Raw genomic sequence first — 12,981 nt, 5'->3', positions numbered from 1 at the left:
TTTATGACCGAAACGACGCTCTCCCGTTGTCCGATCGCGCATGCCCCGGCGGACGCCCCGCCGGTGCCCGCGCATGTCCCGCCCGAGCTGGTGCTCGACACGCGCTTTGCGCAGGGCCAGATCGCCTATGACCTGCCCGACCCCTATCTGCCCGCCGATGTGATGCGATCGCCCGACGTACCGCGCATCCTTTATTATCCCTGGCCGACGAGCGGGCGTCAGCATGGCGCGTGGACGGTGTCGCATTATGAGGACATTCGCCGCGTCTATGAGGATAATGAGATCTTCTCGACCGAGGGTGCGGCGCAGTTCCAGGTGCTGGCGGGCGAGAGTTTTCCATCGATCCCGCTCGGTATCGATCCGCCCGACCATGGCCGCTATCGCAAGTTTTTGAACCCCTGGTTCACGCCGGTCGCGATGAACGCCATGGAGCCGAAAATTCGCGCGATCGTGAGCGAGATGATCGACGCGGTGGCGCAGGATGGCGAGGTCGACATCGCCTATGACTTCGGGCGCATCTATCCGGTCCGGGTGTTCCTGAACCTGATGGGTTTTCCCTTCAGCATGTTCGACCAGTTTCTCGACTGGGAATATGCGATTCTGCACGACCCCGACATTTCCGCGAAAGCCGCCGCCGTGACGGGAATCCTCGCCTATCTGCGCGGCTTCATCGCCGAGAAGCAGGCGAACCCCGACGAGACGCTGGGCAGTTATATCGCCAACGGATCGATCGACGGCGTGCCGCTGACCCCCGACGAGACGATCGGCATGACCTGGTTCCTGTGGCTCGGCGGGCTCGACACTGTCGCCTCGACGATCAGCCAGATGTTCCGCCGCATGGCGCTCGACACCGACCTGCAGGCGCGCATCCGCGCCCATCCGGAGATCATCAACAGCGCGGTCGAGGAGTTCCTGCGCGTCCAGCCGCTGGTCAACAGCGGGCGGCGGATCAAGAAGGATTTCACCTGGCACGGCGTCGAGTTGAAGGAAGGCGACTGGATCGCTTGCATCAACAGTTCGGGCAATTTCGACGAGGGCCAGTTCGCTTGCCCGCGCGATTTCGATCCCGAGCGCAAGAACAACCGGCATTTCACGCTGGTCGGCGGGGTGCATATCTGCCTTGGCGCGCACCTGGCGCGGCGCGAATTGCGCGTGCTGCTCGCCGAATGGCTGTCGCGCGTGCCGCCGTTCCGGATCAAACCGGGCGCCGACACCACCGTGATCCCGGGGCTGCTGTCGATCCGCAACCTGCCGATCGTCTGGGACACCAAAGCCGCTTCATAAGGACAACAATATGGCTTTCTTGAAATATGACGACGCCATTTACGTGGGCGGCGAATGGCAGAAGACCGGCCAGCGCGAGGCGGTGATCAACCCCGCCGACGAAAGCCTGCTCATCGAGGCGCCGGTCGGCAGCGCGGCGCAGGTCGACGCCGCGATCGGCGCAGCGCGCACCGCCTTCGATCAGGGCGACTGGGCATATCTGCCCGTGGCGCAGCGGCAGGCGATATTGACGCGCTTCCTCGACGCGCTCGACGCCCGCAAGGGCGCGATCGTCGACATGATCGTCGCCGAGGCCGGCGCGACGCGGATGCTCGCCGAGTTCCTGCAATATGGCATTCCGATGAAACATGCGCGGCGGACGATCGAGGTCGCCTCGCGCCCCGCCGTCTCGTCGCTGCCGGTCGAGCTGACCCCCAATGCGCAGGGCCGCACGACGCTGGGCACCGGAGTGGTCAGCCGCGAACCGGTGGGTGTCGTCGCCGCCATCTCGCCGTACAACTTCCCCTTCTTCCTCAATATCGGCAAGGTGATCCCCGCGCTCGCGGTCGGCTGCACGGTGGTGCTGAAGCCCTCGCCCTATACACCGATGCAGGCCCTGATCCTCGGCGAGATCGCCGACGAGGTCGGGTTGCCCAAGGGCGTGCTGAGCATCGTCACCGGCGATATCGAGACCGGCAAGCTGCTCACCACCGACCCGCGCGTCGACCTCGTCCACTTCACCGGATCGGACAAGGTCGGGGCGATGATCCAGGCGCAGGCGGCGCCGACGCTCAAACGCATCGTGATGGAGCTCGGCGGCAAGTCGGCGCTGATCGTGCGCGCCGATGCCGATATCGCGAAAGCCGCGGCGGCGGGGATCATGGGCTTCACCACCCATGGCGGCCAGGGCTGCGCACTCACCACGCGCCACATCGTCCACAACAGCATCCGTCCGCAGTTCGTCGCGGCGATGCAGGCGATGCTCGGGCATATGAAGATCGGCAACCCGGTCGACCCGACGGTCAATTACGGCCCGCTGATCCGCGAAGTCGCGCGCAAACGCACAGAGGATTATGTCGCGATCGCGCAGGACGAGGGCGCGACTTTGGTCGCGGGCGGCAAGCGGCCCGAGGGGCTCGACAAGGGTTATTATTACGAGCCGACCCTGTTCGACAATGTGAAGAACGACAGCCGTCTAGCGCAGGAAGAGGTATTTGGCCCGATCGGCGCGGTCATCGGCTATAACGACGACGAAGAGGCGATCGCGATGGCCAACCACAGCGATTTCGGGCTGTCGGGCGCGATCTACTCGGCCGATGCGGGACAGGCGTATCGCATGGCGCTGAAGCTGCGCACCGGCGGGGTCGGCATCAACGGCGGCGCGGGGACGATGCAGTCCGACGCACCGTTCGGAGGCATCAAGCGCTCGGGCTATGGCCGCGAATATGGCGAAGAGGGCCTCAACGAATTCACCTACCAGAAGGTCATCGGCTTCCACGCCGAATAAGGGGATCAGCCATGACCAAAGTGATGTCCGGCATCCGCGTCCTCGAGGTTGCGCAATTCACCTTCGTCCCGGCAGCGGGCGGGGTGATGACCGACTGGGGCGCCGATGTGATCAAGATCGAGCATCCGGTGCGCGGCGACGCGCAGCGCGGCATCCAAATGCTGCAGCGGCTGGCGGTCAATCCGCAGCGATCGTCGCTGATGCAGCATCCCAATCGGGGCAAGCGCAGCGTCGGTATCGACATTTCGACCGAGGAAGGCCGCGAACTGCTCTATGAGATCGCGAAGACCGCCGACGTCTTCCTGACCAATTACCTGCCCTCGGCACGGCAGAAACTCGGGATCGATATCGAGCATATCCGCGCCGCCAATCCGAACATCATCTATGTCCGCGGCAGCGCCTTTGGCGACAAGGGACCCGAGCGCGACAAGGGCGGGTTCGATTCGACCGCCTATTGGGCGCGCGGCGGGTCGGCGGTACTGGTGACCCCCAAGGCGCTCGACGGCCCGCTGACCCAGCCCGGGCCGGCCTATGGCGACACGATCGGCGGCATGAACATCGCGGGCGGGATCGCGGCGGCGCTGTTCCACCGCGAACGCACCGGCGAGGCGACCGAGGTCGATGTGTCCTTGCTGTCATCGGGCATCTGGGCGACCGCCTGTTCGGTCGATGTGGCAATGGAGCTGGGCGCCGACCCGTTTGAAAACCAGATGCCAGGCGGCAATCAGGCCGTCGGCACCAATCCCTTCATGGGGGTGTTCAAAACCTCGGACGGTAAGTTCATCAACCTGACCGTCCTGTCGCCCGGGCCCTATATCGAGGATGTGTTCGGACATCTCGGCATCCCCGAGGCGGCGCAGGACGCGCGTTTCTCGACCGCCGAGGCGATCATGGCGAATGCCACCGAAGCTTATCCGCTGGTCAAGAACGCCATCGCGGCGCAGCCCTATGCCTATTGGGTCCAGCATCTCAAGACGATGAAGGGGCAATGGGCCGCCTATCAGTCGGTGCACGACGTGGCGAGCGACGAGCAGGTGCTGGCGAATGATCTGATCTTCGAGGTCGAGAGCGCCGACGGCGGCGCGCCGATCCGACTGGTCGCCAATCCGGTTCAGTTCGACCGCGCCGGGGTGGAAAACACACGCGCGCCCGAAGCGTCGGAGCATACCGAATTGTTCTTGATGGAACTGGGGCTCGAATGGGACCGGATCGAGGAGCTCAAGAACAAGAAGGCGATCGCCTGACGGGCCGACGCGGCATGACCTCCCCTCCCCTTCGTGTCGGCATCATCAGCGCCGCCTGGGGCGCGAAGGCGCATTTGCCCGCCTGGCGCAGTCTCGACGGGATCGAGGTGACCGCGATCTGCACCTCGCGGCCCGAGACGGCAGCGAAGGCGGCGAAGGATTTCAAGGTCGCGCGCGCCTTCCATGATTTTCGCGCGATGGCGACCGATCCCGAGATCGACATCGTCGATTGCGGCACGCGGCCGCCGCTGCGTTTCGCCATGGTGATGGCGGCGCTCAGCGCGGGCAAGCATGTCTATAACGGCATTCCCTTCGCCAAGGATTTGGCCGACGCGCGCGCGATGCACGCGGCTTGGCGCTCGGCGGGGACCGTCGCGGTGGTCGATGCCTTCATGCAGGCTGTGCCGGCGATGGTGCAGATGAAGGCGATGATCGAGGCCGGCTGGCTCGGCGAGGTGTTCGGCGCCGATATCGCGTTCGAGGTGCCCTTGTTCAGTGCAGGCCAGACCAATGTGCCCGGCTATGTCTGGTTCGCCGATCCCGCCAATGGCGCGAGCGCGGGGCGCAATCTGGGAAGCCATATGCTGCATCTGCTGGTGCATTTTTTCGGGCGGGTCGCCGCCGTGACCGCGGACCAGTCGCTCGCGCTCAAGGAATGGCCGCTCGATGGTGAGACGATCCTTCCCGAGGTGCCCGACCGGGCGTCGCTGCTGCTGCGCCACGCCTCGGGCCTGCCGACGCGGCTGGAGGCGAACTGGTGCAAGATCGGCGGCGACGGGTTTCGCTTTTCGGTGTGGGGGGCGAAGGGGCGGATCGAAGCGCGGGCGCCGGTGTTTCCGATGGCGCATGACACGCGGCTGTTCGGGACGAGGGATGCGGCGCTGGGGAGCGGGGCGATGGAGATGATTGCGATCGAGCCGGCGTATCTGGCGGTGCCGGGATGTCATGCTGTGGCCGATCGGCCCGAAACGGGGTTGCTGGCTCTGGCTTCGATCTTTGCGACAATGCGCGATGCGATCGGCGGCTCGGGAGCGGCCGCGCCGGACTTCAGGCAGGCGCTGCATGTGCAGGAGGTGGTTGAGGCGGCGGTGCTGGCGAGCGACGAGCGGCGGTGGGTCGATTTGCGTTAAATCCCCCTCCCGCAGGCGGGAGGGGTTAGGGGTGGGCGCGAGCGTAGCGAGCGTCTGACTGGGCAGAGGCCCACCCCGCTGCGACTAACGAACAAGTTCGTAATTCTCGCTCCCCTCCCGCCTGCGGGAGGGGATGGTTCAATCCCGCCGCAGCAGCATCGAGCCCGCGATAAAGCCGCCGCCCATGCCGCACGCGCCGACTTTGGCCCCATCAACCTGGCGCCCGCCGGCCTGCCCCCAAAGCTGGGTGCACACCTCGTGCAGTAACCCGAAACCGTGCAGCCGCCCACCCGACAATTGCCCGCCGCCGGTGTTCACCGGAAAGCGTCCGCCGGGGCCGATATTGCCTTCGGCGATGAAGTCCTTCGCTTCGCCATGGCCGCAGAATCCCATGGCTTCGAGCCAATAGGGCACGAAGATGCTGAACCCGTCATAGAGACCGAGGACGTCGACGTCGGCGGGCTTCAGGTCGGTGCGCGCCCACATGTCGGCGGCGCTGTCGTGCGCGCCCATGGTAGTGAGGTCGGCGCGCTGATCCCAGGTTTCCTGCGAGCCGAGCGCGGCGCCCATCGCCTCGATCGCCAGCGGCGCCTGCGCGCAATCCTTCGCGGCGTCGGCGGCCGAGACGATCACGACGCAAGCGCCGTCGATCGGTACGTCGCAGTCGAACAGCCCGAGCGGTGACGAGATCATCCGTGCGCCAAGATAATCGTCCATCGTCAGCGGGGAGCGCATCACCGCCGACGGATTATGCTGCGCGAAGGCGCGCTGACCGGTCGCGACGAGGCCGAGATGCTCGCGGGTCATGCCGAATTCGTGAAAATAGCGCTGCGCCATCCAGCCGGCCCAGTTCGACGCCGACATGGCGTTGGCGGGGACGAGATAGGAGTACCAACCGCCGAGCCGCGCGCGGCCCGCGCCGGGTATGCTGGCGCGCTGCGTCGCGGTTTGCGACGAACTTTCGGTGAGCGCGCGGAAGCAGAGGATATGGCGGGCCTGCCCCGTCGCGACCGCCATCGCCGCCACTTGTATCGGCGCCATCTGCGACGGGCCGTCGGGGACGGCGCTGTGCCAGCGGGTCTTGAGGCCAAGGGCGTTGCGGACCTCGCCGGTGCCGAGCGGCGACATGCCCGGCGAATTGTCGGCCTTGCCCGGATAGGTCGCGATGCCGTCGATATCGTCCTTGGTCAGCCCCGCGCATTCGAGCGCGCGGCGCGCGGCTTCGGCGAGGTGGATCATCGCGGGGCGACCCGTCTTGCGGCCGATGTCGGACATTCCGACGCCAGTGATGGCGGCGTTCAGGGTCATTGTGCGGGCTCCCACTGCGGGAACCAGACATCGTCGATGTTGAGGAAACCCACTTTCATCGCTTGGCCGATGGCCACGCTGTCGGGATCGGCGTTCACCACCTCGGCGGTGACGCGCACGCCGGGCGCGCCGTCGAGATCGACCACGGCGAGCGCGAAGGGCACCGCCATGCCGGGCGCCCATGGCTGGTGGTTGACCGTGAAGGTGTAGACAGTACCTGTGCCGGGGACCGGCTTGGTTTCAACAGCTTCGCTCCAGCATTTGGGGCAAATCAGTTGGGGCGGGTGGATCGCATGGGCGCAATCGGTGCAAAAGGCGATCATCAATTTCCCTTCGGCGCCGCCGGTCCAGAAGGCGGTGTTTTCGGGGGTAAGTTCGGGAAGTGGTCTCATTTTCTCGCAATCATATCTGAAGTGTGGCGCCGCCGCTGACGCGGATCGTTTCGCCGGTGACGAAGCTGGTGGAGGGCGACACCAACCACAACATCGCCTCGACGATGTCGCGTTCCTCGCCTTCGCGCTGAAGAATCTGCATCGCCATGACATGGTCGATCACCGGCTGCGGCAATTCGGCGCGGATGGTGTCGGTGAAGATCAGTCCCGGGGCGATCGCGTTGACGCGAATGCCATCGGGCGCGAGTTCATTGGCGAAGGAAACGGTGAGGCCGCGCACCGCGAGCTTCGAGACACCATAGGCCTTTTGCGCGCCATAGGCGGCCATCGACGAGATGTTGACGATCGACGCCCCCGCGCGCCCAGCCATGAAGCGCCGTGCCGACAGCGTACAATAGATGACGCCCCAGATGTTGACGTCGAACATGCGCCGCGTGCGCGCGGTACCGAGCGTACCGATAAATTCATTGGCCTCCGCCGAGTGGATGCCGGCGTTGTTGATCAATATGTCGATGCCGCCGTGGCGGGCGGCGATATCGGCCATGACGCGCTCGACGCCCGCCTCGTCGGCGACGTCGACCATCATCGCTTCGGCACCGTGTCCGATTTCGGCGGCGGCTGCCTTGGCGGCATCATCGTCGAGATCGAGCTGGACCAGTTGCGCGCCGCGCGCCGCCAGCGCTTGACCGAAAGCCTTGCCGAAGCCGCGCCCGCCGCCGGTGATAACGGCGACCTTGCCCTTCAGCTCATCCGACACGGTCGTGCTCCTTGATTGATGCCTTGGGCAGCGCGAGCGCGGTCAGCACCGCGGCGGTGCAGAGCGCGGCGATGACCGCGACGGTGATGTCGTAGGCGAAGGGCGACGGATAGCTTTCGCTGCCGCGGCGGACGATGTCGGCGGCGAGCAAGGTCGTCACCATCTGCGCGCCGATGCCCATGAAAAGCTGGCGGATGACCGTGAGCAGGCCCGAAATCTCGCTGATCCGCTCGGGGGGTGAGGCCTGCGCGATAATCGTCGGGGCGACAGAGAAGAGCATCGTGGTGCCGAAGCTGATGATGATGAGCTGGACGACGACCTTGGCGAAGCTGTCGACGTCCATGACGAACCAGAGCAGCCAGCCCGCGACCGTCACCACGCCGCCCGCGACCAGCGCAAAACGCCCTCCCCCGCGCGCTGCGAGCCAGCCGCCGAGCGGTCCCGCGAAGACCGAGCTGAGGTTCGAGGGCAGTTTGGCGACGCCCGCGAGGGTTGCGGTGAAACCAAGGCCGGCGATGGTCCAGAGCGGCGCCTGCATCAGCAGCGAGAAAAAGACGGTGATCTGGAGTGTGCTCATCGCGACGAGCGCGGTCACCGCGCTGCCGACGGCGATGGTGCGATCCGAGAAGCTGCGCACCGCGATCAGCGGGTTCGGGCTCGCGAGGCTGGTGCGCCACCACCAGAGGGTGAGCAATAGCCCCGCCCCCAAGGATGCGAGCGGCAATGGGGCGGCCCAGCCCCACTCCTTGCCCATGCTGAAGTAGACGAGGACGAGCGCGACGCCGGGCGCGAAGGCCAGCCCCGAGAGCCAGTCGACCGGCTCCGATGCCGGCTGGCGCGGCGAGCGCGGGAGCAGGCCGGCGATCGCGAGCGCCGAGACGGCGCAAAGGCCCGCGCTGGCGAAGAAGACGCCGTGCCAGCTGAAATTGTCGACGATCATGCCGCCGACGACGAGCCCTGCGGCGGTGCCGATCGATGCGCCCGAGATCATCAACCCGATCGCCATCGGGGCGCGGTCCTTGCCGGCATTTTCGTGGACGAGACCGATGCACAAAGGCAGGATCGCCCCGGTGACGCCCTGCATCAGGCGGCCCGCGAGCAGCGCCGGGAAATTGGTCGAGAGCGCGCTGATCAGCGAGCCGAGTGCGCCGATGGCGAGCACGACGACGAGCACCTGCCGGCGCCCGAACAGATCGCCGAGGCGGCCGACGATCGCGGCGATCGCGGCGCCAACGATCAGATAGCCGGTGATCAGCCAGCCGACCATCGCGGGATTGCCGAAATCCTCAATCAGCCGTTTGAGCGCGGCGAGGATCATCGCGGTTTCGAAGGAGCCGTTGACCTCCGCGATCCAGAGCGCGCCGATGATGAGCGGGAGGTTGCGGGAGGGGGTCAAGGCCGTCCCCGGGGAAAGCGCGAAACTCTCAAGACTTCGTCATGCTGAACTTGTTTCAGCATCCATGGCCCGCGCTCGACTTCAAACCCCACGCTGAGGGAAACGACCGGCCATGGACCCTGAAACAAGTTCAGGGTGACGAGATTATTGAGGAGGTAGCGAAGGCTCACCCTTCCAGCTTCTTCGCGCCTTCGGGCACCCCGACCTGCGCGGCGCGGACCTCGATCAGATCGACGCCGATGTCGGCGGGCAGTCCGATCACCGAGAGCAAGGCCTTGGCCATCGATTCGGGGGTCGCCCCCTCGCCCGTCATCGACGCATGGCCGGTCTCGACGATCTTCTTGTAGAAGGCGGCGACGGTTTCCTGCGACCAGCTTTTGCCGCCCGAACCGCCCTTGACCGACCCCGAGCGCAATATGGTGACGCGGATATCGTCGCTGCGCAATTCGTCACGCAGACCATGGCAGAGTGTTTCGACCGCCGCCTTGGTCGCGGCGTAGAGCGCGAGCATCGGGAACGGCATGTTCACCGACTCGCTGCTGATCGCCACGATCTGGCCCTTGGTGGCGCGCAAATGCGGGATCGCGGCGCGGACCAGCCAGGATACGCCGAGGATGTTGATGTCGATATGGCTGCGGATGATTTCGTCGCTGCCGTCTTCGAAGGCGAAGGGATGGAAGATGGCAGCGTTGGCGACGACCACGTCGATGCGGCCGAAGTGCGCGGCGGTCTGCGCGATGGCGGCGTTCACTTCCTCCGAGGAGGCGACGTCGCAGGCGATCGGCAGTACCGCATCGCCGAATTCGGCGGCGAGCGTGTCGAATTCTTCGGACGGGCGCGCGAGGCACGCGACCTTTACGCCAGCTGCGACGAGCGCCGCGACGAAATGTCGCCCCATGCCTTTCGATGCACCGGTCACGACAGCGACCTTGCCGCTCAGCCTCTCCATCCCGAATCCCCTGATTTTCGTGTTTTTCGTTTCATTTTTGACGATACGTCAATTTTTTGCCATATCGCAACCCCGCTGTTAGGATGGCGGCAAGATTTCGGGGCAGGATCACCTATTTGACGCAGACACAGGCCATCATCGCGGCGGAGACCCCGCCCGAGCGCAAGCTGGGCGCGAAGGGACAAAGGACGCGGCAGCAATTGATCGACGCGACGGTCGACCTGCTCGAAACGCACGGGCTGCGCGACGTGTCGGTGGTCGACGTCGCGCGCGCGGCACAGACCTCGCCCGCGACTTTCTATGTCTATTTCAAGGGCGTGCCCGAGGTGGTGCTGGCGGCGCTCGAAGGCGCGTCGCAAAATTCGCCCGAACTGGAAGCGGTGATCGCGCGCGACTGGATGGGACCGGGAGCCGCCGAGGCGGCGCGTGCGTTCGTCGAATGCTACACCGAATTGTGGAACCGCAACCGCACCATCTTCGTCGTGCGCAATCTGGCCGCCGAAGAGGGCGACGCGCGTTTCTATGAAGCGCGGATGACGCAGGCGCGGCCGATGATGGACGCGATCAGCGAGCAGGTCGCGCGTGCGCAGGCGGCCGGGCGAACCCCCGCCGACCTGTCGGCGCGGTCGTGCGCCGGCACGGTGCTGATGATCCTCGAACGCCTGTCGGCGATCGGACCGATGAGCAGCCACGCCGACGGGGTCGGCTATGCCGACCTGAAGGCGGCGGCGGCGCATGGTATCGCGATGATGCTGGGGGCGCGGGGCTAGGCCCCGCGTAGTCAGCGCCCCCGAACCGAACTCTTCAATCTTCGTCATGCTGAACTTGTTTCAGCATCCATGGCCCGCGCTCTCGTTCGACGCAGCGTCGAAGGATAAGGCAGGCCATGGACCCTGAACCAAGTTCAGGGCGACGAGGGAAGAGAGGTGGAATCGCGGATTCACGGCGACGACTTATCCCGCCGCCGCTTCCGCGATCATTTTCTGGATATCCAGCACGCCCGTCGCGAGGCCGCCCGCGAGGCCGGCGTCGACCGGCAGGCACACGCCGCTGATGAAGCTTGCGGCGTCGCTGTTGAGCAGGATCAGCGGCAGCGCCTGTTCGTCGGCGGTCGAATAGCGGCCCTTGGCCTTGGCGAAGGCGCCCAGCACCGCGTCGCCCGCAACCTTGCGGAATTCGCCGAGCATCGGGGTGTCGATCGGGCTGGGCATGGTGCAGTTGATGCGGATGTCGCGGCCGATCAGGTCGGGCGCGCGGACCTGCGTCCAGGTGTTGATCGCTTCCTTGGCGAGGCTGTAGGGGTCGCCGACTTCCTCGGCACGGTCGAGATACCATTGGCGGGCCTCGGCGAAATCCTCGATCGCGATAAATTCGCGGAGCAACGGCTGGCGCGTCAGCCACTTCATGCCGCCGAGCGACGAGACCGAGACGATCGCGGCGCCGGGGTTGAGGTGGGGAATCCAGCCCTCAGTCCAGGCGCGGATGCCGAGGAAATTGACCGTGACGACGTCCTCGCCGGGGAAGGTCTGCGGCAGGCCCGAGACGTTGAACACGGCGTCGATCTTGCCGCCGATGCTCGCGATGCCCGACGCGATGGCGTCGGGGTTCTTGAGATCGACCTCGGTGAAGCTCGCGAGATTGACCGGCGACGGCTTGATGTCGGCGCCATGCACTTCGGCGCCGAGGTCGACGAGGGCGCGGGCGCAGGCCTCGCCGGTGCCCGAGAAGCAGCCCATGACGACGACGCGCTTGCCCTTATAGCCTAAAATATCCTTCGACATGGTCTCTACCCTTCCTGATTTTGTTGCAGCGGTGCGAATTTCGTATCGGCGAGGCCGCCCATCGCGTCGGCCATCAGCGCCGCCTCGCGCGTCTCGTGCGCGTTGCAGAGGATGATCGCCGCGTCGGTGGCGATGCGGTCGCCCGCGACGGCATCGCGGAAGGCGGTCCAGGCGGTGCGATAATCGGCGAAATCGCGCGCGAGCACGGCTTCGATCTCGACCTTTTCGGCGGCGTGGAAGCCGGGCTCGAAACGCTCGATCGCGCGCCACCATTTGATGAGGCGCGCCATGCCCTTGGCCTTCGCCGTAGCCTGCTGGTCGGCGAGGCGCGGGACGATGGTGCCCTTGATGTCGTCGAGCGCGATGGCGAAGCTCCGGTCGTGCGCGCCGAGCGGGGCGTCAGCCAGCGCAACGGGCGGCAATTCGATGCCCGCAGCCTCGGCGAGCGCGTGCGAGAGGACGCGGCGGTGGATCGTCGAATAAACGAGGTTCATGCCGAGATTGGGCGGCGGCGGCGCGTCGGGATCGTCGTAGCGCGCGCGGCGCGCGAAGCTGGTCTGGAAGAGCAGACGCCAGTAGATGAGGCGCGGCAGGTCGACCTTTTGGCCCCCGGCGGCTTCATAGGCGGCGAAGGCTTGCGGCAAGGGCACGAAACCCTGGAACAGCATGCGGATCGCGAGCATCGCGAGGTCGGCCATCGGGTCGCCATAATGGACGAGTTCCCAGTCGAGCAGCGCGGTGACCTTGTCGCCGTTGTAGAGGAAATTGCCGGGGCCGGCGTCGCCATGGACGATCACCGGCGCGGGCAGGTCGGCGGGAATATTGGCCTCGAGCCAGTTCAGCGACAGGTGGATCAGCGGGTCCCAGCCCTTGCCGCTGTTGCCCGCGCGCAGCTCGGCGACGCGGCGGCGGATGAAGACCTCGGCGGGTTCGACCGGGCCCATGCCGTCGACGGGATTCGCCGCGATATCGATGCGGTGGAGCGCGGCGAGCTGCGCCATGAAATCGGCGGCGAGCGTGTCGCGTTGCGAGGGGTCGATGATCGTGCCGAAGCGGTCCTTGCCCCGGACCATGCCGCAGACGAGCGCGCGCTGGTCGGGGATGGAGGCGTAGAAGGGCGCGACGCGGACGCCGGCGGGCGCGAGCGGGCCCGAGAGCGCGCGGAGCACCGCAGCTTCGCGCAGGAAGGCGGCGTCATCCCCTGCCCCCGCCTTGTGGACGTCGTAATTCATATAGGCGCTGGCAGCGCGGCCG

At 66.1% G+C, this 12,981-nt stretch carries 12 protein-coding genes; 5 read left to right on the top strand and 7 right to left on the bottom strand.

The annotated features are described in order from the left end of the window. Positions 1-3 precede the first annotated feature (3 nt). Genes ACREB7_RS05380 through ACREB7_RS05365 form a run of 4 tightly spaced genes read left to right on the top strand, consistent with a single transcriptional unit; the run spans position 4 to position 5,144 of the window. Positions 4-1,284, top strand: a complete 1,281-nt coding sequence (locus ACREB7_RS05380) for a cytochrome P450 (RefSeq protein ID WP_431591260.1) — start codon at positions 4-6, stop codon at positions 1,282-1,284. Between the two features lie 10 nt (positions 1,285-1,294). Continuing rightward, positions 1,295-2,770 carry an aldehyde dehydrogenase family protein gene (locus ACREB7_RS05375; protein WP_431591259.1) on the top strand — a complete coding sequence of 492 codons (1,476 nt, stop codon included), beginning with the start codon at positions 1,295-1,297 and terminating at the stop codon, positions 2,768-2,770. 11 nt (positions 2,771-2,781) lie between these two features. Beyond that, positions 2,782-4,014, top strand: coding sequence for a CaiB/BaiF CoA transferase family protein (locus ACREB7_RS05370; RefSeq protein ID WP_431591258.1), 1,233 nt, complete (start codon positions 2,782-2,784; stop codon positions 4,012-4,014). A 14-nt stretch (positions 4,015-4,028) separates the two neighbouring features. Then, positions 4,029-5,144: a Gfo/Idh/MocA family protein gene (locus ACREB7_RS05365; protein WP_431591257.1), complete on the top strand. Its 1,116-nt coding sequence runs from the start codon at positions 4,029-4,031 to the stop codon at positions 5,142-5,144. Between the two features lie 138 nt (positions 5,145-5,282). Here the strand turns inward: ACREB7_RS05365 and ACREB7_RS05360 are convergent, their stop codons facing one another. From ACREB7_RS05360 to ACREB7_RS05340, 5 genes are all read right to left on the bottom strand, one after another. Continuing rightward, positions 5,283-6,452 carry a thiolase family protein gene (locus ACREB7_RS05360; RefSeq protein ID WP_431591256.1) on the bottom strand — a complete coding sequence of 390 codons (1,170 nt, stop codon included), beginning with the start codon at positions 6,450-6,452 and terminating at the stop codon, positions 5,283-5,285. Continuing rightward, entirely contained in the window at positions 6,449-6,844 is a 396-nt protein-coding gene (locus ACREB7_RS05355; RefSeq protein WP_431591255.1) for a Zn-ribbon domain-containing OB-fold protein, read from the bottom strand. Before ACREB7_RS05355 ends, ACREB7_RS05360 begins: the two co-directional genes overlap by 4 nt. Before the next feature lie 10 nt (positions 6,845-6,854). Then, positions 6,855-7,601: an SDR family NAD(P)-dependent oxidoreductase gene (locus tag ACREB7_RS05350; RefSeq protein ID WP_431591254.1), complete on the bottom strand. Its 747-nt coding sequence runs from the start codon at positions 7,599-7,601 to the stop codon at positions 6,855-6,857. Next, complete coding sequence (locus ACREB7_RS05345; RefSeq protein ID WP_431591253.1) at positions 7,591-8,997, bottom strand: MFS transporter; 1,407 nt, start codon at positions 8,995-8,997, stop codon at positions 7,591-7,593. The genes ACREB7_RS05350 and ACREB7_RS05345 overlap by 11 nt, the downstream gene beginning before the upstream one ends. A gap of 166 nt (positions 8,998-9,163) precedes the next feature. Beyond that, complete coding sequence (locus tag ACREB7_RS05340) at positions 9,164-9,946, bottom strand: SDR family oxidoreductase (protein ID WP_431591252.1); 783 nt, start codon at positions 9,944-9,946, stop codon at positions 9,164-9,166. A 116-nt stretch (positions 9,947-10,062) separates the two neighbouring features. Between ACREB7_RS05340 and ACREB7_RS05335 the strand changes: the two genes are divergently transcribed. Further along, the gene (locus ACREB7_RS05335; protein WP_431591251.1) at positions 10,063-10,716 is read left to right on the top strand and encodes a TetR family transcriptional regulator; all 654 of its coding nucleotides are present in this window, start codon (positions 10,063-10,065) and stop codon (positions 10,714-10,716) included. A gap of 183 nt (positions 10,717-10,899) precedes the next feature. On the opposite strand, the gene ACREB7_RS05330 is transcribed toward ACREB7_RS05335, so the two are convergent. Both ACREB7_RS05330 and ACREB7_RS05325 read right to left on the bottom strand, forming a co-directional pair. Next, positions 10,900-11,727 (bottom strand): coniferyl-alcohol dehydrogenase, encoded by an 828-nt coding sequence (locus ACREB7_RS05330; RefSeq protein WP_431591250.1) that lies wholly within the window; start codon positions 11,725-11,727, stop codon positions 10,900-10,902. Positions 11,728-11,732: 5 nt separating this feature from the next. Continuing rightward, positions 11,733-12,981: phosphotransferase family protein (locus ACREB7_RS05325; RefSeq protein ID WP_431591249.1), on the bottom strand; the 1,249-nt coding region annotated here is incomplete at its 5' end.

It is taken from the genome of Sphingopyxis sp. (assembly GCF_050725615.1).
Taxonomy (GTDB): domain Bacteria; phylum Pseudomonadota; class Alphaproteobacteria; order Sphingomonadales; family Sphingomonadaceae; genus Sphingopyxis.
Note: the sequence above shows the minus strand (reverse complement) of the source record. Positions and strands in the feature narration are given on the sequence as shown.